Annotated in this window: 24 protein-coding genes; 14 read left to right on the top strand and 10 right to left on the bottom strand. The window is 70.0% G+C overall.

The features are described 5' to 3' along the window. The first annotated feature begins 14 nt into the window (after positions 1–14). Complete coding sequence (locus E3O32_RS12135; RefSeq protein ID WP_134509860.1) at positions 15–794, top strand: SDR family NAD(P)-dependent oxidoreductase; 780 nt, start codon at positions 15–17, stop codon at positions 792–794. 62 nt (positions 795–856) lie between these two features. On the opposite strand, the gene E3O32_RS12130 is transcribed toward E3O32_RS12135, so the two are convergent. The 4 genes from E3O32_RS12130 to E3O32_RS12115 form a co-directional block, all read right to left on the bottom strand. After that, positions 857–1,912: a 2,3-butanediol dehydrogenase gene (locus E3O32_RS12130; RefSeq protein WP_134509858.1), complete on the bottom strand. Its 1,056-nt coding sequence runs from the start codon at positions 1,910–1,912 to the stop codon at positions 857–859. A 137-nt stretch (positions 1,913–2,049) separates the two neighbouring features. Then, positions 2,050–3,693, bottom strand: a complete 1,644-nt coding sequence (locus E3O32_RS12125) for a solute symporter family protein (RefSeq protein WP_134509856.1) — start codon at positions 3,691–3,693, stop codon at positions 2,050–2,052. Then, the gene (locus E3O32_RS12120; RefSeq protein WP_134509854.1) at positions 3,690–4,049 is read right to left on the bottom strand and encodes a DUF485 domain-containing protein; all 360 of its coding nucleotides are present in this window, start codon (positions 4,047–4,049) and stop codon (positions 3,690–3,692) included. Before E3O32_RS12120 ends, E3O32_RS12125 begins: the two co-directional genes overlap by 4 nt. A gap of 36 nt (positions 4,050–4,085) precedes the next feature. Beyond that, positions 4,086–6,032 (bottom strand): AMP-binding protein, encoded by a 1,947-nt coding sequence (locus E3O32_RS12115; RefSeq protein WP_174776512.1) that lies wholly within the window; start codon positions 6,030–6,032, stop codon positions 4,086–4,088. 88 nt (positions 6,033–6,120) lie between these two features. Between E3O32_RS12115 and E3O32_RS12110 the strand changes: the two genes are divergently transcribed. From E3O32_RS12110 to E3O32_RS12075, 8 genes are read left to right on the top strand one after another with little or no spacing between them, the layout of a single operon-like run. Then, a complete protein-coding gene (locus E3O32_RS12110) occupies positions 6,121–6,819 on the top strand; it encodes a GntR family transcriptional regulator (protein WP_241974881.1) in 699 nt (232 codons plus the stop codon). Positions 6,820–6,834: 15 nt separating this feature from the next. Then, on the top strand, positions 6,835–8,370 hold the full coding sequence (locus E3O32_RS12105; protein ID WP_134509848.1) for an MmgE/PrpD family protein: 1,536 nt from the start codon (positions 6,835–6,837) through the stop codon (positions 8,368–8,370). After that, positions 8,370–9,281, top strand: coding sequence for a methylisocitrate lyase (gene prpB, locus E3O32_RS12100; protein WP_134509846.1), 912 nt, complete (start codon positions 8,370–8,372; stop codon positions 9,279–9,281). Before E3O32_RS12105 ends, prpB begins: the two co-directional genes overlap by 1 nt. Positions 9,282–9,298: 17 nt before the next feature. Then, on the top strand, positions 9,299–10,429 hold the full coding sequence (locus E3O32_RS12095) for a bifunctional 2-methylcitrate synthase/citrate synthase (RefSeq protein WP_134509845.1): 1,131 nt from the start codon (positions 9,299–9,301) through the stop codon (positions 10,427–10,429). Between the two features lie 25 nt (positions 10,430–10,454). After that, a complete protein-coding gene (locus E3O32_RS12090) occupies positions 10,455–11,024 on the top strand; it encodes a phosphoribosyltransferase (RefSeq protein ID WP_134509843.1) in 570 nt (189 codons plus the stop codon). After that, positions 11,021–11,740, top strand: a complete 720-nt coding sequence (locus tag E3O32_RS12085) for a Type 1 glutamine amidotransferase-like domain-containing protein (protein ID WP_134509841.1) — start codon at positions 11,021–11,023, stop codon at positions 11,738–11,740. Before E3O32_RS12090 ends, E3O32_RS12085 begins: the two co-directional genes overlap by 4 nt. A gap of 11 nt (positions 11,741–11,751) precedes the next feature. Next, the gene (locus E3O32_RS12080; RefSeq protein ID WP_134509839.1) at positions 11,752–12,441 is read left to right on the top strand and encodes a uracil-DNA glycosylase; all 690 of its coding nucleotides are present in this window, start codon (positions 11,752–11,754) and stop codon (positions 12,439–12,441) included. 30 nt (positions 12,442–12,471) lie between these two features. Further along, on the top strand, positions 12,472–13,050 hold the full coding sequence (locus E3O32_RS12075; protein WP_174776511.1) for a GNAT family N-acetyltransferase: 579 nt from the start codon (positions 12,472–12,474) through the stop codon (positions 13,048–13,050). Positions 13,051–13,062: 12 nt separating this feature from the next. Here the strand turns inward: E3O32_RS12075 and E3O32_RS12070 are convergent, their stop codons facing one another. Beyond that, positions 13,063–13,887 carry an SDR family NAD(P)-dependent oxidoreductase gene (locus E3O32_RS12070; RefSeq protein ID WP_134509837.1) on the bottom strand — a complete coding sequence of 275 codons (825 nt, stop codon included), beginning with the start codon at positions 13,885–13,887 and terminating at the stop codon, positions 13,063–13,065. Positions 13,888–13,926: 39 nt separating this feature from the next. On the opposite strand from E3O32_RS12070, the gene E3O32_RS12065 reads away from it, so the two are divergent. Beyond that, positions 13,927–14,283 (top strand): hypothetical protein, encoded by a 357-nt coding sequence (locus tag E3O32_RS12065; protein ID WP_134509835.1) that lies wholly within the window; start codon positions 13,927–13,929, stop codon positions 14,281–14,283. Between the two features lie 5 nt (positions 14,284–14,288). Next, on the top strand, positions 14,289–15,716 hold the full coding sequence (locus tag E3O32_RS12060) for an amidase (protein ID WP_134509833.1): 1,428 nt from the start codon (positions 14,289–14,291) through the stop codon (positions 15,714–15,716). Positions 15,717–15,773: 57 nt separating this feature from the next. Here E3O32_RS12060 and E3O32_RS12055 read toward each other — a convergent pair whose 3' ends face one another. Further along, positions 15,774–17,837, bottom strand: a complete 2,064-nt coding sequence (locus E3O32_RS12055; RefSeq protein WP_134509831.1) for an MMPL family transporter — start codon at positions 17,835–17,837, stop codon at positions 15,774–15,776. A 62-nt stretch (positions 17,838–17,899) separates the two neighbouring features. Here E3O32_RS12055 and E3O32_RS12050 point away from each other — a divergent pair, with 62 nt between their 5' ends. The 3 genes from E3O32_RS12050 to E3O32_RS12040 all read left to right on the top strand — a co-directional run bounded on the left by E3O32_RS12050 (position 17,900) and on the right by E3O32_RS12040 (position 20,609). Beyond that, entirely contained in the window at positions 17,900–18,469 is a 570-nt protein-coding gene (locus tag E3O32_RS12050; protein ID WP_241974879.1) for a MarR family winged helix-turn-helix transcriptional regulator, read from the top strand. Between the two features lie 104 nt (positions 18,470–18,573). Then, positions 18,574–19,116 carry a Fur family transcriptional regulator gene (locus E3O32_RS12045; protein ID WP_134509829.1) on the top strand — a complete coding sequence of 181 codons (543 nt, stop codon included), beginning with the start codon at positions 18,574–18,576 and terminating at the stop codon, positions 19,114–19,116. Continuing rightward, on the top strand, positions 19,113–20,609 hold the full coding sequence (locus tag E3O32_RS12040; RefSeq protein WP_134509827.1) for a catalase: 1,497 nt from the start codon (positions 19,113–19,115) through the stop codon (positions 20,607–20,609). The genes E3O32_RS12045 and E3O32_RS12040 overlap by 4 nt, the downstream gene beginning before the upstream one ends. Positions 20,610–20,710: 101 nt before the next feature. Here E3O32_RS12040 and E3O32_RS12035 read toward each other — a convergent pair whose 3' ends face one another. The 4 genes from E3O32_RS12035 to E3O32_RS12020 all read right to left on the bottom strand — a co-directional run bounded on the left by E3O32_RS12035 (position 20,711) and on the right by E3O32_RS12020 (position 23,444). After that, complete coding sequence (locus tag E3O32_RS12035) at positions 20,711–21,124, bottom strand: DUF302 domain-containing protein (protein WP_134509825.1); 414 nt, start codon at positions 21,122–21,124, stop codon at positions 20,711–20,713. 23 nt (positions 21,125–21,147) lie between these two features. Beyond that, positions 21,148–21,990 (bottom strand): SDR family NAD(P)-dependent oxidoreductase, encoded by an 843-nt coding sequence (locus E3O32_RS12030; RefSeq protein ID WP_134509823.1) that lies wholly within the window; start codon positions 21,988–21,990, stop codon positions 21,148–21,150. Continuing rightward, positions 21,987–22,361 carry a Fe-S oxidoreductase gene (locus E3O32_RS12025; protein WP_134509821.1) on the bottom strand — a complete coding sequence of 125 codons (375 nt, stop codon included), beginning with the start codon at positions 22,359–22,361 and terminating at the stop codon, positions 21,987–21,989. Before E3O32_RS12025 ends, E3O32_RS12030 begins: the two co-directional genes overlap by 4 nt. 78 nt (positions 22,362–22,439) lie before the next feature. Next, complete coding sequence (locus E3O32_RS12020) at positions 22,440–23,444, bottom strand: TerC family protein (protein ID WP_134509819.1); 1,005 nt, start codon at positions 23,442–23,444, stop codon at positions 22,440–22,442. Positions 23,445–23,710: the final 266 nt, after the last annotated feature.

The following is a 23,710-nucleotide window of genomic DNA, read 5'->3' as shown; positions in this document are numbered from 1 at the left end:
AGCAGAATGGGGGAATGGGTACAAGAAGAGTCGTTGTCACCGGTGCCAGCTCGGGAATCGGGGCCGCCACGGTGCGCCTGTTCCGTGAACGAGGATGGGATGTCGTCGGTGTCGCCCGCCGGACCGACCGCCTCGCCGTGCTCGCCGCGGAGACCGGGGCGGCGGTGTTCACGGCCGACCTGACCAGCCAGGCGGACGTCGACGCCCTGCGCGACTTCCTCGCGGCATCCGGGCCGGTGCACGCGCTCGTCAACAACGCGGGCGGCGCGCTCGGGCTGGACAGTGTCGAGAACTCGTCGATCGACGACTGGGCCTGGATGTTCGAGATCAACGTGCTCGCGGTCAAACGGGTCACGAGCGCGCTGCTGCCGCTGCTCCGGGACGCGATCCGCGCGGATGCCGGTTCGGCCGACATCGTCACGGTCACCTCGATCGCCGGGCACGTCGCCTACCTCGGCGGGGGCGGCTACAACGCGGCGAAATTCGCCGCGCACGCGCTGATGGAGGTGCTGCGACTCGAACTCAACGGCGAACCGATCAGGGTGATCGAGGTTGCCCCCGGGATGGTCAAGACCGACGAATTCGGACTCGTGCGGTTCGGCGGCGACGTGGAGAAGGCCGCTGCGGCGTATACCGGGGTTCCGAATCCGCTCGTCGCGGAGGACATCGCGGAGACGATCGTGTCGAGCGTCGAACGCCCGGCCCACGTCAACCTGGACCTGATCACGATCAAGCCGGTCGCCCAGGCTGCGCCGACCCGGGTCGCTCGGGGGCCGCTCCTGCCGAAGGGCTGAGTCCTCCGGCAGGGGGCCGGCCGCCGGTGTGCGACTACCGGTGTGCGACTACGGGTGTGCGACTACGGGTGGACGATGATCTTCACCGCGGTGTCGTTGTGGTTGACGAGGGTGTCGAAGCCCTGCGAAATCAGATCGTCCAGGGCGATCCGGCCCGTGATGAACGGCTTCAGGTCGATCGTGCCCGACTGCACCAGGGCAACGGTCTCCTCGTGGTCGCGCACGTAGGCAATGGTGCCGCGCAGGTCGATCTCCTTCAGGACGATCTTCTGCATGTCCACGGTGGCGGGGTGGCCCCAGATCGAGACGTTGACGAGCACTCCGGCCGGGCGCAGGGCGTCGAGCATGGTGTCGAGAACGGCGTTGACGCCCGCACACTCGAACGCCACATCGGTGCCGATGCCGCCGGTGATCTCCAGCACGCGAGCCTTGAGGTCCTCGACGGTCGGGTCGATCACGTAGTCGGCGACGCCGCTCGAGAGCGCCTTCGCCTTGCGGGCGGCACTGAGCTCGGAGATGATCGTGGTCACGCCGATGCCCTTGAGGATGGCGGCCGTCAGCAGGCCGATCGGCCCGGCGCCGCCGACGATGGCGACGTCTCCGGCCTTCGCGCCGCTGCGGATCACGGCGTGGTGGGCGACCGAGAGAGGCTCGATCAGGGCGGCCTCGTCCAGTGGGATGTCGCCGATCGGGTGCACCCAGCGCTGGTCGACGACGACCTTCTCGCTCAGGCCTCCGCCGCCGCCGGCGAGGCCGATGAAGCCCATCTTCTCGCACAGGTGGTAGTTGCCGGCCGTGCAGGGGGGACATTCGTCGCAGACGAAGTACGGCTCCACGACGACGTTGTCGCCGACGGCGAGTCCCGTGACACCCTCGCCGACCTCTTCGATGGTGCCGGAGAACTCGTGGCCCATGGTGACCGGGAGGGATTCGTGCGAGAGCGGATGCGGGTGGCCCGGGGCGGAGATGAAGATCGGGCCTTCGAGGTACTCGTGCAGGTCGGTGCCGCAGATGCCGCACCAGGCGACGGCGATCTTCACCGTCCCGCTGCGGGTCGACGGTTCCTCGATGTTCTCGATTCGGACGTCTTCCCGGCCGTAGAAGCGCGCAGCTTTCATGGGGATCTTCTCCAGTGTTTCATCGTGGGCTCGGCGCAGGCGAATGACCTGGCCCTCTAACCCGGGGACGACAGTACTCCCCCCGACTGGGGGCCAGCCGAGGGGAGCAGCGGTGCGGGTGAGGCGTGCCGGCGCGGTTAGTGCTCGACCGCCTTCTCGGCGCCGTGGCCGGTGAGCGAGCGCACCGCCATCTCGGAGGCGAGGAGCGGGTTTTCCTTCGTATCGCTCGTGACCGACCCGAGCCAGCCGAGGAAGAAGCCGAGCGGGATCGACACGATGCCGGGGTTGCTCAGCGGGAACCAGGCGAAGTTGACCGCGTCGCCGAACATCGAGGTCGGCGTGCCGGAGAAGACCGGCGAGAACACGATCAGGACCACGGTGGCGCCGAGGCCGCCGTACATGCTCCAGACCGCGCCGCGGGTGGTGAAGCCGCGCCAGAACAGCGAGTAGAGGATGGTCGGCAGGTTCGCGCTCGCCGCGACCGCGAAGGCGAGGGCGACCAGGAAGGCGATGTTCTGCCCCTGCACGCCGATTCCGCCGGCGATCGCGAGGATGCCGATGACGACCACCGTGCGACGGGCCACCTTGACCTCGCTGTCGGGGTCTCCCTTGCCCTTCCGGATGACGCTCATGTAGATGTCATGCGCGAACGAGGTGGCGGCCGTGATCGTGATCCCGGCCACGACGGCCAGGATCGTCGCGAACGCGATCGCCGAGATGAAGCCGAGAAGGATCGGCCCGCCGAGTGCGAGCGAGAGCAGCGGCGCCGCCGAGTTCACGCCGCCGGGGGCGGCGAGGATGGTGTCGGCTCCGACGAGCGCGGCCGCACCGAACCCGAGCACCAGGGTGAACAGGTAGAACGCGCCGATCAGCCAGATCGCCCAGACCACGGAGCGACGGGCCTCCTTGGCGGTCGGGACCGTGTAGAAGCGCATCAGCACGTGCGGCAGTCCCGCCGTGCCGAGCACGAGGGCGATGGCCAGGGAGATGAAGTCCAGCGGGTTGGTGCCGTACTTCAGCCCGGGGACCAGGATGGCCGTGCCGGGGGTGCTCGTGGAGGCGGCGACGGCCGTGTCGAGCAGCGCGGAGAAGCTGAAGCCGTTGATCGCGAGCACCCAGATCGTCATCGCGAAGGCGCCGATGATGAGCAGGAACGCCTTGATGATCTGCACCCAGGTGGTGCCCTTCATCCCGCCGATCAGCACGTAGAGGATCATCAGGCCGCCGACGACGGTGACGACGACGGACTGCCCGAGCTTGTCGTTGATGCCGAGCAGCAGCGAGACCAGGCCGCCGGCGCCGGCCATCTGGGCGAGAAGGTAGAAGAAGCACACGGCCAGGGTGGTCGTGGCCGCCGCCACTCGCACCGGGCCCTGCTTCAGCCGGAAGGAGAGCACATCCGCCATCGTGTACTTGCCGGTGTTGCGCATCAGTTCGGCCACCAGCAGCAGTGCGACGAGCCAGGCGACGAGGAAGCCGATCGAGTAGAGGAACCCGTCGTACCCGCTGACCGCGATCGCCCCGACGATGCCGAGGAACGAGGCGGCGGAGAGGTAGTCGCCGGCGATCGCGAAGCCGTTCTGCGGTCCGGTGAAGGAGCGGCCGCCGGTGTAATAGTCGGCCGCGGTCTTGTTGTTGCGCCCGGCGCGGATGACCACGATCAGGGTCACCGCCACGAAGGCCAGGAAGATCGAGATGTTCAGGACGGGGTTGTTCTCGACCGGTTTGACGGCGAGGGCCGCCTGCGCGGCGAGCGACTGCGCGATGATGGTGGAGCTCATTTCCGGTCCAGCCCTTCGAGTTCGGTGCGGAGAGACTGGCCGAGGGGATCCAGGACGCGGTTCGAGTAGGAGACGTACCACATCGTGATGGCGAAGGTCGTGACGAACTGGCCGAGGCCGAGGACGAGGCCGAGGTTGATCCGGCCGAAGACCGGGATGGCCATCACGTCGGGCAGGTAGGCGGCGACGAGCACGAACGCGAAGTACCAGATGAGGAAGATCGCCGCGAGCGGCAGAACGAAGCTGCGCCGCTTGTGCCTCAGGTTGCGGAAGCCCGCTGTCTGCTCGAACGCGACGTAGTCGATGGTCGTCGGCGACGAACCATCCGGGAGGGCGTCTTTCGTTGTTTCCTGCATGGGGCTCCTTTGCTCCAGTGAGGCTGGTGACGGATGCTACGGGGTGGCCTGGGGGGCGCCGGCCGCGCCGTGCACGGCCAGCGTGAGGGCGTCGAGGGTGGCCGGGTCCTCGATGGTGGGCGGCACCGTGTACGGCTCGCCGTCGACGATCTGCCGGATGGTCTTGCGCAGGATCTTGCCCGATCGGGTCTTCGGCAGTCGGTCGAGAATGGTCACGTCCCGGAACGCGGCGACCGGGCCGACATGCTCGCGCACGAGGGCGACGAGCTCCGTGGCGAGGGTGTCATGGTCGATCGTCGCGCCGGCCTTCAGCGTGACGAAACCGGCGGCGCGCTGGCCCTTGAGCGGGTCGTGCACACCGAGCACCGCGCATTCGGCGACCGCCGGATGCAGGGTGAGCACCTCCTCGAGCGAGCCGGTGGAGAGCCGGTGGCCGGCCACGTTGATCACATCATCGGTTCGGCCCATCACGTAGAGGTAGCCGTCGTCGTCGAAGTGGCCGGAGTCCCCGGTGGCGTAGAAACCGGGGAAGGCGGAGAGGTAGGCGCTGGCGAAGCGTTCCTCGCTGCCCCAGATGCCGAGCAGGTTGCCCGGCGGCAGCGGCAGCCGGATGGCGATGTTGCCGTCCTTGCCGACCCGGCTGACCGGTCTGCCCTTCGAATCGAGGATGACGACGTCGTAACCGGGCACCGGGAAGGTGGCCGAACCCGGCTTCGTCTCCAGCTCGGCGATGCCGCGCGGGTTCGCGCAGATCGCCCAGCCGGTCTCGGTCTGCCACCAGTGGTCGACGACGGGACAGTGCAGGCCGTCGTTCGCCCAGTGGTAGGTCTCCGGGTCGAGGCGCTCACCGGCCAGGAACAGGCCGTGCAGGCTGGACACGTCGTACTTCTCGAGTTCGCGCAGCTCCGGGTCGACCCGGCGGATGGCGCGGATCGCGGTGGGCGCGGTGAACAGGACCTTCACCCTGTAGTCCTCGACCACGCGCCAGAACGCGCCGGCGTCCGGGGTCCCGATCGGCTTGCCCTCGTAGATCACGGTGGTCGCCCCGACCAGCAGCGGGGCGTAGACGATGTACGAGTGGCCGACCACCCAGCCCACGTCGGAGGCGGCCCAGAACACGTCGCCGGCCCCGGCCGCGTAGATGTTGCGCATCGACCAGGCCAGCGCGACGGCGTGGCCGCCGTTGTCGCGCACGATGCCCTTCGGGTTGCCCGTCGTCCCGGACGTGTAGAGGATGTACAGCGGGTCCTCGGAGCGGAGGGCCACCGGGTCGGCCGGCGTGGCCTTGGCCTCCTCGGTCGCCCAGTCCAGCCAGGCGACGCCGTCGGCGCCGGCGTAGTCGGCCGCACTGCCGGGGATCATCTCCCGGTCGCGCACGATCACCGTGCGCACCGAACCGGCGCTCTGGGCCAGGGCTCGCTGCACCAGGGGCAGGTATTCGACCGCGCGGCCGGGCTCCAGGCCGCCGGATGCCGTCACGATCACGGTCGGCCGGGCGTCGTCGATGCGCACGGCCAGCTCGCTCGCGGCGAAGCCGCCGAAGACGATGGAGTGCACGGCGCCGATTCGCGCGCAGGCCAGCATCGCGACGATGGCCTCCGGGATCATCGGCAGGTAGACGATCACCCGGTCGCCCCGGCCGACGCCGTTCTCCCTGAGTACGCCGGCGAAGCGGGACACCCGGCAGAGGAGGTCGAGGTAGCTGATCCGGATCCGGGTGCCCGACATCGCGGAGTCGTAGATCACGGCGGTCTGGGCGCCCCGCCCGGCGAGGACATGGCGGTCGAGGGCGTTATAGCTCGTGTTCAGCTCGCCGTCCGGGAACCAGCGCCAGGTTCCGGGGGAGCGCTCCTCGAGGGCGATCCGCGGCGGCGTGATCCAGTCGACGGCCTGCGCGGCCTCGAGCCAGAATTCGGCGCGGGTGTCGGCGTCGATGCTCCGCTGCCACGTCTCGTGATAACCGACGGTTGAGTCGCGTGTCATTGTGAACCTCCCCATTGAAGCTCCTATGTATACATAGAATGCTCGAAGTCTTGCATAAAACCCCCTCAAAGGGAATAACATGTGGTTTGTGTATACAGAAACCCCAACGGCGGGGACCACCGCACCAGTACGCGCCAGCGAGCGCGCCTACCGGCAGCTGCGGGGGGAGATCCTGGACGGGATCCTGCCCGCGGGCACCGGGCTGCTCGAGATCGAGCAATCGGCCCGGATCGGAGTGTCGCGCACGCCGTTGCGCGCCGCCATCGCCCGGCTGATCGCCGACGGCCTCGTCGCCGGCCGGCCCGGCCGGGGCTTCATGGTCACCGAGATGTCGGTGGACAGCATCCGCGAACTGTACGAGGTGCGCCGGGCCCTCGAGGAGCACGCCGCCCGGATCGCCGCCGACCGCCGCGACCCTGCCGTCTTCCTGGCGCTGCGGGACCAGTTCCTCGCCGCCCCCGAGCTGCTGGCCCAGGGCGAGACCGGCCTGCACCGCTACTACGACCTGATCGACGAGTTCGACGATGCCGTCGACGAGGCCGTCGCCAACCCGTTCCTGGTCGGCGCGCTCGCCAACGTGCGCACCCACCTGGCCCGCATCCGCCGCCTGGCCAGGGGAAACCCGGCCCGGCTTCGCGCCGCGGCGGCCGAGCACCTGCTCATCATCGACGCGATCATCGCCGGCGACACCTCGCTGGCGGCCCACGCCACCCACGTCCACCTCCAGCAGAGCCTCACGAACGTCCTCGCGGCGATCCAGGGGCAGCCGACCGGCCCGGTCGCCTAACCGAAAGGAACCACCGTGCAACAGCACCACGTTCGTGTTCACCGCAGCGATGAGAACCTGGCCCGCACCGATCAGCTCGCCTGGAAGATCGCCGAGTGCGCCGCCGACCCGGTGCCGGTCTCCGAGGAGGTGACCGAGATGATCATCAACCGGGTCATCGACAACGCCGCCGTCGCCGCAGCCTCCCTGACCCGGCGGCCCGTGGTCGCCGCCCGCTCGCAGGCGCTGGCCCATCCGCGGTCGTTCAACGGGGTGGGGTCGACCGTGTTCGGCGAACAGCGCTCGCGCCGGGTGTCCCCGGAGTGGGCGGCCTGGGCGAACGGCGTGGCCGTGCGCGAACTGGACTACCACGACACGTTCCTCGCCGCCGAGTACTCGCACCCCGGTGACAACATCCCGCCGGTCGTCGCCGTGGCCCAGCACCTCGCCACCGCCCGCGGACTGACCGGGCGCGACCTCGTGCGCGGGATCGCGACCGGCTACGAGGTGCAGATCGACCTGGTCAAGGCGATCAGCCTGCACGCCCACAAGATCGACCACGTCGCCCACCTCGGCCCGTCGGCCGCGGCCGGAATCGGCACGCTGCTCGGCCTCGACCCGGCGACGATCTTCCAGGCGGTCGGCCAGGCCCTGCACACGACGACCGCGACCAGGCAGTCCCGCAAGGGGGAGATCTCCAGCTGGAAGGCCTACGCGCCGGCCTTCGCCGGCAAGATGGCGGTCGAAGCCGTCGACCGCGCGATGCGGGGCGAAACCAGCCCGACGCCGATCTACGAGGGCGAGGACGGCGTGATCGCCTGGCTGCTCGACGGGCCGGATGCCGCGTATGAGGTGTCCCTGCCCGGCGCGGGCGAGGCGAAGCGGGCGATCCTGGACAGTTATACCAAGGAGCACTCGGCCGAATACCAGGCCCAGGCCCTGATCGACCTGGCCCGCAAGCTCCACCGCGAGCACCCCGAACTGGCCGACCCGGCCAATGTGGAATCCATCGTCATCCACACCAGCCACCACACCCACAACGTGATCGGCTCCGGGGCGAACGACCCCCAGAAATACGACCCGACCGCCAGCCGGGAGACCCTGGACCACTCGATCCCGTACATCTTCACGGTGGCCCTCCAGGACGGCAGCTGGCACCACGGGGATTCCTACCGGCCCGAGCGCGCCGGCCGCGCCGACACCGTCGCCCTCTGGAACCGGGTCACCACCACCGAAGACGCGGAATGGACCCGCCGGTACCACTCCCTCGACCCGGCCGAGAAGGCCTTCGGCGGCCGGGTCGAGATCCGGCTCAGCGACGGCAGCCGCATCGTCGACGAGCTCGCGGTCGCCGACGCGCACCCGCTCGGCGCCCGGCCGTTCGGCCGCGCCGAGTACGTCGACAAGTTCCGTGTGCTCGCCGCCGGCGTGCTGGAGGAGGGCGAGATCGTGCGCTTCCTCAGCGCCGCCGAACGACTGCCGAGCCTGACCGCCGACGAACTCGGCGAGCTCACCATCGTGGCCGCCAACGGCCTGCTCACCTCCCTCCCCACCCCGAACGGAATCTTCTGATGCTCTACTCCGCCGTCACCCCCACCCAGAAGCGCGCCGACTTCCGGGCGGCGCTCGCCTCCGGCCGGCTGCTCCGTTTCCCCGGCGCGTTCAACCCGCTCTCGGCCCGGCTGATCGCGGCCAAGGGGTTCGAGGGCGTGTACATCTCCGGGGCGGTGCTGTCGGCCGACCTCGGCCTGCCCGACATCGGCCTGACCACCCTCACCGAGGTCGCCGGGCGCAGCCAGCAGATCAGCCGGATGACCGACCTTCCCACCATCGTGGACGCCGACACCGGCTTCGGCGAGCCGATGAACGTGGCGCGCACGATCCAGACCCTCGAAGACGCGGGACTGGCCGGGATGCACATCGAGGACCAGGTGAACCCGAAGCGGTGCGGGCACCTCGACGGCAAGCAGGTCGTCGACGACGCAACGGCCGCCAAGCGCATCCGCGCGGCGGTCGACGCGCGGCGGGACCCGAACTTCCTGGTCATGGCGCGCACCGACATCCGTGCCGTCGACGGCCTGGCCGCCGCCGTCGACCGGGCGAAGAAGCTCGTCGACGCCGGCGCGGACGCGATCTTCCCCGAGGCGATGGCGTCGCTGGCCGAGTTCGCCGCGATCCGAGCCGCGGTCGACGTGCCGATCCTGGCGAACATGACCGAGTTCGGCAAAGGCGAGCTGTTCACCGTGAAGCAGCTTGCCGACGTGGGGATGAACATCGTCATCTTCCCCGTCTCGCTCCTGCGCCTGGCCATGGGCGCGGCGGAGCGCGGTCTCGATACCATCGAGGCGGAGGGATCGCTGACCTCGCTCCTGCCGCAGATGCAGCACCGGGCGGAACTCTACGAACTGCTCGACTACCCGGCCTACAACCACTTCGACTCCGGGGTGTTCAACTTCACCCTCAACCCGAACCTTCCCTCGTAGAAACGCAAAGGAGCGTCATGACTCAGAACGAACCAACGGTTTTCAAGGGCCTCGCGGGGGTTGTCGTCGACAGGACCGCCGTGTCCAAGGTGAATCCGGACTCCAACTCACTGCTCTACCGCGGCTACCCCGTGCAGGAGCTGGCCGCACAGCGCAGCTTCGAGGAGGTTGCCTACCTGCTCTGGAACGGGGAACTGCCCACCGAGCACGAACTGGCCGACTTCGAAGAGCAGGAGCGGTCGCTGCGGCACCTGGCGCCCGCCGTGCGCAGGGTCATCGACGAACTGCCGGTGACCGCGCACCCGATGGACGTCGTGCGCACCGCGGTGAGCCTGATCGGCGCGGGCGACCCCCAGGTCGACGACTCGTCGCCGGAGGCCAACCGGGCGAAGGGGTTGCGCCTGTGGGCGCAGATGCCGTCGATCGTCGCCTACGACCAGCGCCGCCGGCACGGACTGGACCTGATCGAGCCGCGCGACGACCTCGGCTATTCGGCGAACTTCCTGTTCATGGCGTTCGGCGAGGTGCCGGAGCTCATCGTCGTCGAGGCCTTCGACGTGTCGATGATCATGTACGCCGAGCACTCGTTCAACGCCTCCACGTTCACCGCCCGCGTGATCACCTCGACGATGTCCGACCTGCACTCCGCGATCACCGGCGCGATCGGCGCGCTCAAGGGCCCCTTGCACGGCGGCGCGAACGAGGCCGTCATGCACATCTTCGACGAGATCGGTGCCGGCCCCGGCGCGGGGGAGCGGGCCGAGGCCTGGCTGAACCGAACCCTCGACGCCAAGCACAAGGTGATGGGCTTCGGGCACCGGGTCTACAAGCACGGCGACTCCCGGGTGCCGACCATGTACACGGCCCTGCTCACCCTGATCGAGCACTTCGGCCGGCCCGACCTGCTCGAGCTCTACGGATCCCTCGCCGCGGCGATGGAGGCCCGCACGGGCATCCTGCCCAACCTCGACTACCCGTCGGGCCCGGCGTACCACCTGATGGGCTTCGACACCCTCACCTTCACGCCGATCTTCGTGGCGGCGAGGCTCACCGGCTGGACCGCCCACATCATCGAGCAGACCGCCGCGAACGCGCTCATCCGGCCCCTGTCGCTCTACAACGGCCATGAGGAGCGGCACCTCCCGTGACCTGCTCGTGACCTAGCATTGGCAGATGGCATTCGACGCGCATGACGCAGGCACAGACCTGACCGGGATTCAACGAGAAGTCCTCGACTGGAACGTCTTCGCCGACGCGGCCCGCACGCTGGCCGCGGAGGTTCTGGCCAGCGGTTACCAGACGGATGTCGTGATCGCCATTGCCCGCGGCGGCCTGCTGCTCGCGGGCGCGATGTCCTACGCCCTCGGCACCAAGAACTGCGGCAGCATCAACGTGCAGTTCTACACCGGCGTGGACGAGCGGCTGCCGGAGCCGGTCCTGTCCGGCCCGATGCTCGACGCCCCGGCGCTCGCCGGGCTGCGCGTGCTGCTGGTCGACGACGTGTCCGACTCCGGGCACACCCTCGCGCTCGTCGTGGATCTGCTGCGCGAATGCGCGGCCGAGGTGCGCACGGCCACCCTCTACACGAAGCCGCGGACGGTGCTCGTCCCCGACTACACCTGGCGGGAGACGGACCGCTGGATCGTCTTCCCGTGGTCGTCGCTGCCCGTGGTGGCCCCGGACGCCTCCGTGACCGTCCCCGTCGCCGCCGCCCTCGTCGCAGTCGAGGGAGTCCTCGCGTGAGCGTGCACCTGGTCGGTGGCGGCTGGACGCCCGAACACGACGCGGCCGTCTACGGGCCGTTCCTGGTCGAGGCCGCGGCGCGGGGAGCCGCCCTGGGCCGTACCGCGCCGCGGATCGCGATCATCGCGGTGCGCGATGGCGACGGCGCCGAACACGCGGCGAACCTCGTGGCCGCGGTCGGCGCCGCGGGCGAGCTCGAACCGAAGATCACCAGCCTCGCCCACGGCGCCCTCGCCGGCCTGCTCGCCGTCTCAGAGGTCGACGGCATCCTCATCGGCGGCGGGCTCACCCCGGCCTACCTCGCGGCGGTCGCCCCGATCGCGGGCGAGATCCGCCGCCAGGTGGCCGCCGGCATCCCGTACCTCGGGTTCTCCGCGGGCGCCATGATCGCGGCCGAGCGTGCCCTGATCGGCGGCTGGCGGATGGGCGGGGTCGAGGTGACCGCTCAGGATGCCGCCGAAGGCCTCGACGAGGTCACCATCGAGCCCGGCATCGGGCTGCTCGACGTCACGGTCGAGGTGCACGCGGCGCAGTGGGGAACGCTCTCCCGGCTCGTCGCGGCCACCGAGGCCGGCCTGATCGACGGGGGACTGGCCATCGACGAGAGCACGGCCCTGATCGTGGGCGTCGGCGCCCTCAGCGTCGTCGGGGCCGGCAGCGTCTGGCGGGTCAGCCAGGCCGACGGCGGCGTGCTCGTCAGCACCTTCGGCGCCTGAGCCGCTCCCCGGTGCCGTCGACAACGCTGGAGACGCTCGCCCGCTCCGGCGCGATCGATCCCGGCTGGGCGCGCGCGCTCGAGCCGGTGTCGGACGAGGTCGCGGCGATGGACGGGTTCCTCAGCGCCGAGACCGCGGCCGGGCGCCCGTGGCTGCCGCCGGCCGGCACGGTCTTCCGGGCGTTCCGGGACCCGTTCGACGCCGTGTCGGTGCTCATCCTCGGCCAGGACCCGTATCCGAGCCCGGGGCATCCGATCGGCCTCGCCTTCGCGGTGGAGCGACACGTGCGCCCGCTGCCGCCGAGCCTCCGGAACATCGCCGCGGAGCTGCGCGACGACGTGGGCGTCACGGCCGCCAACGGCGACCTCTCGCCCTGGGCCGACCAGGGCGTGCTGCTGCTCAACCGGGTGCTCACCGTGCAGGCGGGGATCTCGGGGTCGCACCGGCGGCGCGGCTGGGAGGGGATCACCGAGCAGGCCATCCGGGCGCTCGTCGCGAGGAGGCGCCCTCTGGTCGCGATCCTCTGGGGCAGGGATGCCGGCCAGGCCCGGCCGTTTCTCGGCGACACGCCCGTGATCGAGTCCGCGCACCCGAGCCCGCTGTCGGCGCGCCGCGGGTTCTTCGGGTCCCGGCCGTTCAGCCGGGCGAACGACTGCCTCGTGGCGGCCGGGGCGGCCCCGGTGGACTGGTCGCTCGGGTAATCTGGAATCTTCCGGGGTGAGGAGTAGTACGTGCTTGAAGAGGAATACCAGCCGCGCCGACAGCTGCCCCGGCACCTCCGGCCGCGGCCGGCGGCCGAGGCCCCGTTCGAATACACGATGCGCGACGCCCAGATCACGGACCTGCCGTACATCCGCGAGATCTACAACTACTACGTCGCCAACAGCACGGTGACCTTCGACGTCGACCCGATGACCCTCGCCGCGTGGCGGAGCAAGTTCTACTACCTCGGCAAACTCGGGATGCCGTTCATCGTGGCCGTGTCGCCGGCCGGGCAGATCCTCGGCTACGCGCTCGTCAGCCCCTGGAAAGAGAAGCGGGCCTACCGGTTCACGGTCGAGAACTCGATCTACCTCGGCGCGGCCTCCACCGGCAAGGGCCTCGGCCGGGTGCTGCTGGGTGAACTGATCACCCGGTCGAAGACGGCCGGCCTCAAGGAGATCATCGCGGTGATCGCCGACCAGGGCGCCGACGCCTCGATCACGCTGCACCGCGACTACGGCTTCGAGGAGATCGGCCGGATGGGCAAGGTCGGCTACAAGTTCGACCGCTGGCTCGGCACCGTGCTGATGCAGAAGAGCCTCAAGTAGGACCGGCGCGGGTCAGGCGGTCGGACCCGAGCGGTTCATCCGGCCCACCACGGTGACGACCGTGCGATGGGGGAGCCGGCCGGCAACCTGGGCGAACACGGAGTTGCGCAGGCCGCTCACCGCGTGCGGCGGGGTGGACGCCCGGTCGAGGGCCGTGAACGTGGTGCGCATGACGTCGGCCACCGTGAGCAGGTCCCGGTAGGAGTCGGCGCTGCGCCCGGCGACCTCGAAGAACTCGGTGTCCACCGGGCCGGGGCAGATCGCCGTGACCTTGAGGCCCGACTGCCTGGTCTCGTACCAGAGCGCCTCCGTGAAGCTGAGCACATAGGCCTTCGTCGCAGCGTAGACGGCCATCTTCGGCACCGGCTGGAACGCCGCGGTGCTCGCCAGATTCACCAGGGCGGCGCCGGCCGGGTGGGCCCGGCTGGCCTGGAGCAGGTCGGGCAGCAACGCCCGGGTGAGCGCGGTGAGCGCCGTGACGTTGAGCGAAACCTCCTCGGAGAGCCGCACCGGGTCGGAGTCGGCCAGGGTGCCGTAGGTGGCGAAACCCGCGTTGTTGACGAGCGTGCCGACGGTGATGCCGCGGGTGTGCAGGTCGGCGACCAGCTCGGCGACGGCGCCCGGCGCGGCGAGGTCGAGCGGGATCACCGTCGACACCGTGCCGTACTTCTCGGCCAGTTCGACGGCCAGGCCTTCGAGACGGTCCTGGCGCCGGGCGGTGAGCACGAGGTCGGCCCCGCGCTCGGCAAGCTCGCGCGCGAAACCGGCACCCAGCCCGCTCGAGGCCCCCGTGACGAGGGCGACGGTTCCGATCGGGTTGAACACTCTGTTTCTCATGGTTTCAGGCTAGCGAGTCGGCCCGCGTACAGTCGAGGGATGACCGATGCCCCCCTCGACCTGCCCGAGCGGCACACGGTACTGCGTTCCTTCGCCGGCCACCTCGACGCCGCCCCGACCGTTGTCTACCCGCGTCTGCTGCGGGCACTCGAGCCCCGCGCCGGGGCCGGCGGCCGGTTCCTCTCCGACCCGGCGCAGCGACTGATCGTGGTGCAGGGCAGCTGGTGGTACCGCGGCGAGTACCGGGTGCTCGAGGAGGATTCCGGCTCCGTCGTGCAGTACGAGATCATCAACGTGGCTCAGGTCGCACACTGGGCCGGCACCTGGGCGGCGCGTTCGGTGCTCACCGCTGCGCCCCGGGCGTTCCAGGCCCTCCTGACCGGAATCGGCGCCTGACCGGCATGACCGAGCCACACGAACTGACCGCCCTTGAGCAATGGCAGGCCCTGCAGCGCGGCGAGTTCAGCCCCTCCGAGCTGACCCGGCACTACCTGGCCCGGATCGAGGCGGCCAACCCCGCCCTCGGCGCGTTCGTCACCGTCACCGCGGAGGCCGCGCAGGCGCGGGCCCGTCACATCGAAGAGCACGTGCCGCAGACGGCGCCGCTCTGGGGACTCCCATTCGCCGACAAGGACCTCCAGCTCCGCGCCGGGGTGCCGGCCCGGTTCGGATCCCGGCTGATGCGGGACTTCGTTCCCGCGGAGTCCGACGACCTCGTGGCCGCGCTCGACGCGGCCGGCGGGGTGAGCCTCGGCAAGACCAACACTCCGGAGTTCGGCCTGCCCGCCTACACCGAGAGCCTGGCGGCCGCCCCTGCCCGCAACCCCTGGAATCCCGACCTCGGCGCCGGGGGATCGAGCGGCGGGGCGGCGGTCGCCGTCGCGGCACGCCTGCTCCCGTTCGCCCCCGGCTCCGACGGCGGCGGATCGATTCGCATTCCGGCCGCGGCATGCGGCCTGGTCGGGCTCAAGCCGTCCCGCGGCCGGGTGCCGGCCGCGTCCGGGATCGACACGCTCGGCGGCCTCAGCGTCGGCGGGCCGCTGGCGAGGACCGTGGCGGATGCCGCGCTGCTGCTGGACGCGATGATCACTCCCCGGGGCGGGCATCCGTCGCACCCGTTCGCCCTCCGCGCCCCCGGCGAGGAGGCCCCACTGCTGGCGGCGGCCTTGCGCGGGGAAGGCCGGTTCCAGCTCGGGGTGATGACCACCTCGGCCTGGGACGGTGACTACCCGATCGACCTCGCACCCGAGGCGATGGCGGCCCTTGACCTCGCCGTCGCCGAGTTCGCCGCCATCGGGCACGGCCTGGAGGAGACGGCGCTCACCCCGGACGAGAGCTACGCCCCGGCCTTCCGCACGATCTGGCAGGCCGGGGCCGCGAGCATCCCGGCCGAGACCGAGGAAGAGCTGCTGCTGCTCGAGCCGCTCACCCGGTGGCTCGTCGGCCGGGGCCGCGCCCTCTCGGCGCGCACCCTGGCCGAGGCGCTCGCCGCGCTCGCCGCCTACGAACGGTCGTTCATCGGCCAGCTGTCCCGCTTCGACGCCGTGCTCACTCCGGCGCTGGCGATGACCCCGCGCCCGGTGGGCTGGTACGACCGGGAGGACGGCGAGGCGAACTTCGCCCAGCAGGTGCGGTACACCCCGTTCACGTCGATGGTGAACGTGGCCGGGCTCCCGGCCATCGTGCTGCCGGTGCTGCAGACCGGGGACGGCCTGCCGATGGGCGTGCAGCTGATCGGCCGGCCGGGCGGCGAGGCCACCCTGCTGGCCCTCGGCGCCCAGCTCGAGCGGCGCCTGCGCTGGCAGCATCGGGTGCCGCCCGAGCGGTGAGGATGGTGCGGCCAGGGGGCCGGCCGGCCGGACGCCCGAACGTTCCGGCCGACCAGGTCAGCTCCGCGGGGCCCGCGCTGCCGGGCGGGACGGGAACCAGAAGCGGTCGCCGGTGAGGAAGACCAGGGCGGGCACCACCAGCGTGCGCACGACGAGGGTGTCCAGCAGCACGCCGATGCAGACGATCACGCCGATCTGGGTGAGGGCGACCACGGGCAGGACGCCGAGGACGGCGAACACCGCGGCGATCAGGATGCCGGCGCTGGTGATGACGGCGCCGGTGGAGGAGAGGGCGCGCACCATTCCCTCCTTCGTGCCGTGATGCTGGGCCTCCTCCCTGGCCCGAGTGGTCAGGAAGATGTTGTAGTCCACCCCGAGCGCCACCAGGAACAGGAACGCGAACAGCACGACGTTGGTGTTGAAGGCGGGGAAGCCCATCAGGTTCTGGAAGATCGCGTTGGAGGCGCCCAGGCTGGCGAAGAACGTCGCGAGCACGCTCACGATCAGGAGCACCGGCGCGACCAGCGAACGGAGCAGGATGGCCAGGATGCCGAAGACGATGGCGAGGATCATCGGGATGATCAGGTCCTGGTCGGCCTGCGCGCTCGTGCGGTTGTCGAGCGCGGTGGCATCGCTGCCGCCGACCAGCGACTCGGAGACCGCACCGGAGGCATCCGCGTAGCCGGCGCGCAGCGCGGCGAGGGTGCCGAAGGTCGCTTCACTGCCCGGCTCGCTCGCCAGCGAGAGGTTCAGCCGGGTGCGGCCATTCGCGCTCTCGCCCGGCTGCACGGCCTCGACCCCGGTCGTGGCGGAAGCGAGGTCCGCGGCCTCGGCGGCCGCGGCATCCGGGGCCAGGACGACGGTCTGGCTGGTCAGGCCGGCCGAGAAGGACCGGTCGACGATCTTCTGCGCCTGCACCGACTCCGGGTTGCCGAGCAGCTGGTCGGCCTGGGAGAGGCCGACGGATGCCCCGAGCAGGCCGAGGCTGAGCGCCCCGATACCGGCGATCGAGGTGACCACGATCAGGGCGGGCCGGCGGGCGACGCCGCGGCCGAGCCGGGTCCAGAAGCCCTCGCGGGCCGGCTCGAGGCCGGCCTGGAAGCGGGGGACGAATGGCCAGAACAGGCCGCGGCCGCAGACCACGAGCGCGGCGGGCAGCACGATCAGGGCGAAGAGGATGGCCACGACGACGCCGATGGCGCAGGCGAAGCCCAGCGCCCGGTTGCCGGAGAGCTCGGCGAAGAGCAGGGTGAGCAGGCTGAGCGCCACCGTGCCGCCGCTGGCGGCGATCGCCGGTCCGGCGCTGCGCACGGCGGTGAGCATGGCCGCGTTGCGGTTCTCCGCCCGGAGCAGTTCCTCCCGGTAGCGGGCGACCAGCAGCAGGGCATAGTTCGTGCCGGCCCCGAAGACCAGGACGGACTGGATGCCGGACACCGACGGGTCGAGCACGATGCCGAACGGTCCGGCAAGGGCGCCGACCACGACCGTGGACAGGCCGTCGGCCAGGCCGACCACGACTAGGGGCACGATCCAGAGCACGGGGCTGCGGTAGGTGACGATCAGGAGCACCGCGACGACGATCACGGTGACGAGGAGGAGCCGGAGGTCGGCGCCGGCGAACGCGTTGGTGATGTCGGACTGGAAGCCGACCGGACCGGTGACGTAGGCGGTGAGCCCCGTCGGGAGGTCGGACGAGGCCGCCGAGCGGATGTCCGTCGCGGTCTTCCCGATGTCGGCGGTCGCCTTCTTCGCCTCGAGCGGCACCACGCTGATGGCGGCCCGCTTGTCATCGCTGAACCTCGGCGTCGTCGCCCGGGGGGCGGTGGACTGCTCGCCGAGCGCGGCAGCCCGGTCGGTGATCGCCGTGACGTCGGCGGCGGAGAGGTCGGCGCCCGTCCGGCTCCACACCACGATCGCGGAGGTCTGCTTGGCCGAGGGGAAGTCCGCGAGGAGCTTGTCGACCTGGGCGGCCTGGCTCGAACTCGGCAGCCCGGAGGTCGGGAAGTCCTCTGACTTGTCCTGCGGCAGCAGGCTGAACAGCAGCCCGACGGCGACCGCGGTCCCGGCGAGAACGAGCCAGGCCGTGCGTCGACCGGTGATGAACCGCAGGATTGCGATCACTTTTTCCTCCAATGAGCCTTATTGCTAAGCATCCTAGCTATGTTTGCACTAGTATGACCGTTATGGATCAGCGCCGCAACTCAGCTCCCGACGCCGCGCGAGGCGTCGGAGACGCAACAGGCGAGACCGGCGTCAACGACTCCGGCGTCAATGACATCGGCCTGCCCCGCTCCGGCGGGATCGGCAATCAACTGCGCAAGATCGTGACGCTCTCCCGGGACTTCGAGCGCCACGTCGGCGCCGCGCTCACGGTGAACCAGACCGACCTGTCCGCGATGGAGCACCTGATGGTCTCCGGGTCGCTCACCCCGAGCGAGCTCTCCCGGCGCCTGGACATCTCCACGGCGGCGACGACCCTGGTCGTGGACCGCCTGGTCACGCTGGGTCACGCCCAGCGGCATCCGCACGCCTCCGACCGGCGGAAGGTCGTCGTCGTCCCCGCCGCGGCCTCCGTGGCGAAGGCCGTGGACGAGCTGATGCCCGTCATCGGCGGAGTCGCCTCGCTCACCCAGGAGCTCTCGCCCGAGGAGCGGGTCGTCATCGAGGCCTTCCTCACCCGGGTGGTGGGTGTCTACGAGTCCGCGCTCGCCCCCGACCGGGCGCTCGATGCCGGCGGGCCTTCCGCCGCGTAACCGGAGCCCGGAGTTCCGAGCCCTGTCATGGGTTCATGCAGCCACGGGTTCATGCAGGGTGCCCTTATTTTGAGCAATTCAAAACAACGGCTAGCGTGGGGGACATGACGGCGACCGAGGTGACGCAGACCGAGGTGACGCAGCCGAGCGCCGAGGCCTCCGGCCCCGCGCCGGTTCCCGCCGCGGACGCGCTCGTCGAGAGCATCCGCGCGGCCGGACTCAAGGTCACCGCGCCGCGCCTGGCCGTGCTGCGCGCGCTGGCCGACGCGCCGCATTCGAGCGCCGACCGGTTGTTCACCGTCGTGCGCGCCGAACTCCCGGGCACCTCGCTCCAGGCCGTCTACGGGGTGCTCGCCGCGTTCACCGACGCCGGGCTCACCCGCAAGATCGAACCGTCAGGCTCCGCGGCCCTGTTCGAACGCCGGGTCGGCGACAACCACCACCACATCGTCTGCACCCGCTGCGGCACCGTACGCGACGTCGACTGCGCCGTCGGCGAGGCACCCTGCCTGACGCCCGACGACGCCGCCGGCTTCGCAGTGCGTGCCGCCGAGGTGACCTATTGGGGCCTGTGCCCCGCCTGCCAGGTCGAACTGGCCACCACTCTTACCGGACCACCACTGCTGTCGAACAAAGGAGCACGATGACTATCAAGCCCACCACCACCCAGACGGGAACGCCCGTCGCCAGCGACGAGCACTCCCTGACCGTTGGAACCGACGGAGTCACAGCCCTGCACGACCGCTACCTGGTCGAGAAGCTCGCCCAGTTCAACCGCGAGCGCATCCCGGAGCGCATCGTCCACGCCAAGGGCGGCGGGGCGCACGGCACGTTCGAGGTCACCGGTGACGTCTCCGCATACACCCGCGCCGCGGTCTTCCAGCCCGGCACCACCACCGACACGCTCCAGCGCTTCTCCAGCGTCGCCGGCGAGCAGGGCAGCCCCGACACCTGGCGCGACGTGCGCGGCTTCTCGGTGAAGTTCTACACGACCGAGGGCAACTACGACATCGTCGGCAACAACACCCCCGTCTTCTTCATCCGCGACGGCATCAAGTTCCCCGACTTCATCCACTCCCAGAAGCGCCTGCCGGGTTCCGGTCTCCGCGACGCCACGATGCAGTGGGACTTCTGGACCCTCTCTCCCGAGTCCGCGCACCAGGTGACCTACCTGATGGGCGACCGCGGCCTGCCGCGTTCCTGGCGCGAGATGCCCGGCTTCGGCTCGCACACCTACCAGTGGATCAACGCCGAGGGCGAGCGCTTCTGGGTGAAGTACCACTTCACCTCCAACCAGGGCAACATCGAGATGGAGGGCTCGGAGGCCGAGCTCATCGCCGGCGCCGACGCCGACTACTACCGCCGCGACCTGCACGACGCCATCGAGGCCGGCGACTTCCCGTCCTGGGACGTCTCGGTGCAGATCATGCCCTACGAAGACGGCAAGACCTACCGCTTCAACCCGTTCGACATCACCAAGGTGTGGCCGCACGCCGACTACCCGCTGGTCAAGATCGGCACGCACACCCTCAACCGCAACCCGCAGAACTTCTTCGCCGAGATCGAGCAGGCCGCGTTCTCGCCGGCCAACTTCGTGCCCGGCATCGCGGCGAGCCCCGACAAGATGCTGATGGCGCGCATCTTCTCCTACCCCGACGCGCAGCGCTACCGCGTCGGTACCAACTTCGCCGAGCTGCCGGTGAACGCGCCGAAGGCGCCGGTGAACAACTACTCGCAGGATGGCGCGGCGCGCCACCACTACAACGCCCCGGAGGCGCCGAACTACGCTCCGAACTCGCTCGGCGGCCCCGTCGCCGACCCGCTCCTCGCGGCGGAAGGCGGCTGGGAGAACGACGGCGAACTGCTCCGTGCCGCCGCGCGGCTGCGCACTGAGGACAGCGACTTCGGCCAGGCCGGCACGCTCTACCGCGACGTCTACGACGATGCGGCCAAGGCTCGGTTCCTGGACACCATCACCGGCGCCATCAGCGGCGTCGAGCGCCCCGAGGTCACCGAGCGGGCCATCGGCTACTGGACCAGCGTGGACGCCGACCTCGGTGCGAAGCTCCGGGCGAACCTCGCGGCCTGGGCCGAGGCAGACCTGCTGGCCGAGGCATCAGCGGGCTACGCCGCCGAGTAGTCCAAAGCCGCCGGGTAGCACTGACGGGAACGCCCGGCCTCCTCGCGGAGGCCGGGCGTTCCCGGTTCTGCCGAAGGGCCTCGACGCCCGCGGCCCCAGCGTCACACGGGCGGGAGCAGGGTGGTGAGCGCAGCCCGCAGGCGGGCGTCGGCCTCGGCCGCGACGTCCTTGATCTCCGGCGCGTGGCTCAGCTCCACCATGATGGCCGGGTTGATCGCCTGCACCGTGGTCTGGGCGGCGCCCGGCGCGCGCCGCACCACCACGTTGCAGGGCAGCAGCGCCCCGATGCTCGGGTCGGCGGCGATCGCCCGGCTGGCGAGCTGCGGGTTGCAGGCGCCGAGGATGAAATAGTCACCCACCGCATCCGCTTGTTCCGCACCGAGTTTCGCGGTGAAGGTGGCGTGCACGTCGATCTCGGACAGCACCCCGAACCCCTGGTCGGCCAGGGCGGCCCTGATCAGGCGAACGGCCTCGTCGAATGAAGCATCCACGGTGATGGTGTGTGCGTAGCTCATTGTCCTTCTCCTCTGCTGGTTGGTTACTCCGGTACCGGCGCGGCCGATTCGTGGGTCATGGCCTCGCTGCGAGCCCAGAGGGCGGCGGCCAGGGCCGGGTCGTACGCCTGCGGGTTCGCCTTCTGCACCACGCGCTTCTCGTAGTACTCACCCGAGATCCAGTCGGTGCCCGGCGTCGCCGTGGCCAGCCAGGTCAGCGTGTCGGCGCCCTGCTCCGGCGGCATCAGGAAGCGCTTCAGCGGGGTGCGGTAGATCAGGCGCATGACGCTCGTCGAGCCGGCGGCGAAACCGGTCGCGACCACGCCGGGGTGGAACGCGGCGGCGGAGATGCCCTGGTCGTGGTAGCGGTGGTGCAGCTCCCGGGTGAAGAGGATGTTGGCCAGCTTGGCGTTCCCGTAGGCCCGGTTCGGCGAGTAGGAACGCTCCGCGTCGAGGTCGTCGAGGTCGAACTTGCCGAAGACGCTGTTCGCGGCGCTGGAGGTGTTGACCACGGTGGCCGAACTCTCGCTGAGCCGGTCGATCAGGAGCGTCGTCAACAGGAACGGGGCGAGGTGATTGATCTGGAAGGTCTTCTCATGGCCGTCCACGGTGAGCTCGCGGGTGCCCATGATGCCGCCGGCGTTGTTGGCCAGGACATCGATCCGCGGGTAGCGCTCCCGCAGTTCGGCGGCGAGGGTGCGCACCTCGTCCAGCCGGGCGAAGTCGGCCACGAAGTAGTCCACGCCGAGGTTATCGGCGATCGACGCCGTCTTGGCGGGGGAGCGCCCCACGATCACGACGTGCTCGCCGTCCGCGCTGAGTTTGCGGGCGGCGGCGGCCCCGATGCCGTCGCTGGCGCCGGTGATGATGATCGTTCGCTTACTCATCTGTGTTCCCCCTGGGCGAGGTAGCCGCCCCTGTCGAGTCCGGCTTCGATTTCGAACCGGTTCCGGAGCGGATTGCGGCCGGCCACCAGGTAGAGCAGCGGGAAGACCATCCCGTACCGCTGCCACTGGCGTTTGTGCACGGCCTCGTGTTTCAGGATCCGGTCGGTGACGTTCTGGTCGGTCAGGTAGCAGCCGCCCACGCAGGAACCGCCGCGACCGAAGGCCCAGGCCGGCATCCCGCGGAAGACCACGAGGCCGCCGCGGCGTTCGACCCGGCCGGTGCTCCAGACGGAGCCCCAGACCAGGCCGACCAGGGTGGCGTACAGGTAGCCGGCCCGGCTGACGGGGGAATCGAAGAGGATGCTGCGCACCTCCCCAGCGTAGGCGCTATCGGCGACCGAGGCCCGCGGGATCACCCGCGGCCCGGCCCGACCCAGCTGATCAGACGGTCATCTCGAGTGGCCGGAATCGTTCGGTTCCTCCGCCGTGAGCGAACCGGCGTGGGCGCGTGCGGTTGGGTCTCGGCGCACCTTGACCAGGCTGGCAACGGTCGTCACGGTCAGGACGACGCCGATGACGATGAGGCTGAGGTTGGTGCTGACCTCCGGTACTCGGTCGTCGAGGCCATGCCCCCAGTGCAGCACGAGCTTGACGCCGATGAAGGCCAGGATGATTGCCAGACCGGTGGAGAGGTAGACGAGGCGGTCCAGGAGCCCCTTGACGAGGAAGTAGAGTGCGCGGAGCCCGAGAAGGGCGAAGGCGTTCGCGGTGAAGACGATGTACGGTTCGTCGGTGATCCCGAAGATCGCCGGGATCGAGTCAAGCGCAAACAGGAGGTCCGTGCTGCCGATGGCCAGCAGCACGATGAAGAGCGGCGTCACCGCTCGGCGGCCGTCCAGGCGTGAGAACAAGCGGCCGCCGTCGTACTCTTCGGTGACCGTCAGGCCGCGACGGGCCACGCGCACCAGTACGTTGTCCTGCACATCCGGGTCCACATCGCGGTGCCGGTAGAGCTGGACGGCCGTGAAGATCAGCACCAGACCGAAGATCAGGAACATGAAGGAGAAGAGCGAGAGCAATGCGGCACCGAGCGCGATGAAGATCGCTCGCATGACCAGGGCCAGCGCGATGCCGAAGATGAGTACCTTCTGCTGGTACTTGGCCGGCACGGCGAAGGTCGTCATGATGATTACGAAGACGAAAAGGTTGTCGATGGAGAGGCTTTTCTCCACGATGTAACCGGCGAAGTATTCCGCACCGAATTCCCACCCCACCTGCGCGGCGAAGACCAGGCCGAAGCCGATGGCCACGGCAATGTAGAGAATCGACGAGATCACTGCTTCGCGGAACTTGACCTCGTGCGGCCGTGCAGCAGCGAGACCCAGGTCCAGGGCGAGCAGCCCCAGTATGACGGCGATGGTGAGCGCCCAGCGGAGCGTGGTCACTTCGAGCATGGGTGGCCTTCCCGTTGATTGAGACGAGTCCGGCGTCCACCGGGAATCGTCCACCCAGAATATAGGGCTGGGACGGCAACCACGCGCTCCCGTGTCCACCGTCCGGATCTGTGCCGATACTCTTCCTGCGCCTCGTGGCGCAGGTTTGAGAAGCGGGCGGGCGGTACAGAGCCTGTTGATTATTGGAGGCTGGCGATCCGAGGCCAGCGCTCAGTCCCATGTCGGATGTCGATGGGCTGGTGTCGGCGCGGGCGATCGGGCGCTGT

Source organism: Cryobacterium mannosilyticum, from assembly GCF_004402705.1.
In the GTDB taxonomy this organism is placed as follows: Bacteria; Actinomycetota; Actinomycetes; order Actinomycetales; family Microbacteriaceae; genus Cryobacterium; species Cryobacterium mannosilyticum.
Note: the sequence above shows the minus strand (reverse complement) of the source record. Positions and strands in the feature narration are given on the sequence as shown.

Coding starts and splice junctions, on each gene's coding strand:
- E3O32_RS12135 (WP_134509860.1), top strand. CDS start 15: ATGGGTACAAGAAGAGTCGTTGTCACCGGTGCCAGCTCGGGAATCGGG.
- E3O32_RS12130 (WP_134509858.1), bottom strand. CDS start 1,912: ATGAAAGCTGCGCGCTTCTACGGCCGGGAAGACGTCCGAATCGAGAAC.
- E3O32_RS12125 (WP_134509856.1), bottom strand. CDS start 3,693: ATGAGCTCCACCATCATCGCGCAGTCGCTCGCCGCGCAGGCGGCCCTC.
- E3O32_RS12120 (WP_134509854.1), bottom strand. CDS start 4,049: ATGCAGGAAACAACGAAAGACGCCCTCCCGGATGGTTCGTCGCCGACG.
- E3O32_RS12115 (WP_174776512.1), bottom strand. CDS start 6,032: ATGACACGCGACTCAACCGTCGGTTATCACGAGACGTGGCAGCGGAGC.
- prpB (WP_134509846.1), top strand. CDS start 8,370: ATGCTCTACTCCGCCGTCACCCCCACCCAGAAGCGCGCCGACTTCCGG.
- E3O32_RS12095 (WP_134509845.1), top strand. CDS start 9,299: ATGACTCAGAACGAACCAACGGTTTTCAAGGGCCTCGCGGGGGTTGTC.
- E3O32_RS12090 (WP_134509843.1), top strand. CDS start 10,455: ATGGCATTCGACGCGCATGACGCAGGCACAGACCTGACCGGGATTCAA.
- E3O32_RS12070 (WP_134509837.1), bottom strand. CDS start 13,887: ATGAGAAACAGAGTGTTCAACCCGATCGGAACCGTCGCCCTCGTCACG.
- E3O32_RS12065 (WP_134509835.1), top strand. CDS start 13,927: ATGACCGATGCCCCCCTCGACCTGCCCGAGCGGCACACGGTACTGCGT.
- E3O32_RS12060 (WP_134509833.1), top strand. CDS start 14,289: ATGACCGAGCCACACGAACTGACCGCCCTTGAGCAATGGCAGGCCCTG.
- E3O32_RS12050 (WP_241974879.1), top strand. CDS start 17,900: ATGGATCAGCGCCGCAACTCAGCTCCCGACGCCGCGCGAGGCGTCGGA.
- E3O32_RS12045 (WP_134509829.1), top strand. CDS start 18,574: ATGACGGCGACCGAGGTGACGCAGACCGAGGTGACGCAGCCGAGCGCC.
- E3O32_RS12040 (WP_134509827.1), top strand. CDS start 19,113: ATGACTATCAAGCCCACCACCACCCAGACGGGAACGCCCGTCGCCAGC.
- E3O32_RS12035 (WP_134509825.1), bottom strand. CDS start 21,124: ATGAGCTACGCACACACCATCACCGTGGATGCTTCATTCGACGAGGCC.
- E3O32_RS12030 (WP_134509823.1), bottom strand. CDS start 21,990: ATGAGTAAGCGAACGATCATCATCACCGGCGCCAGCGACGGCATCGGG.
- E3O32_RS12020 (WP_134509819.1), bottom strand. CDS start 23,444: ATGCTCGAAGTGACCACGCTCCGCTGGGCGCTCACCATCGCCGTCATA.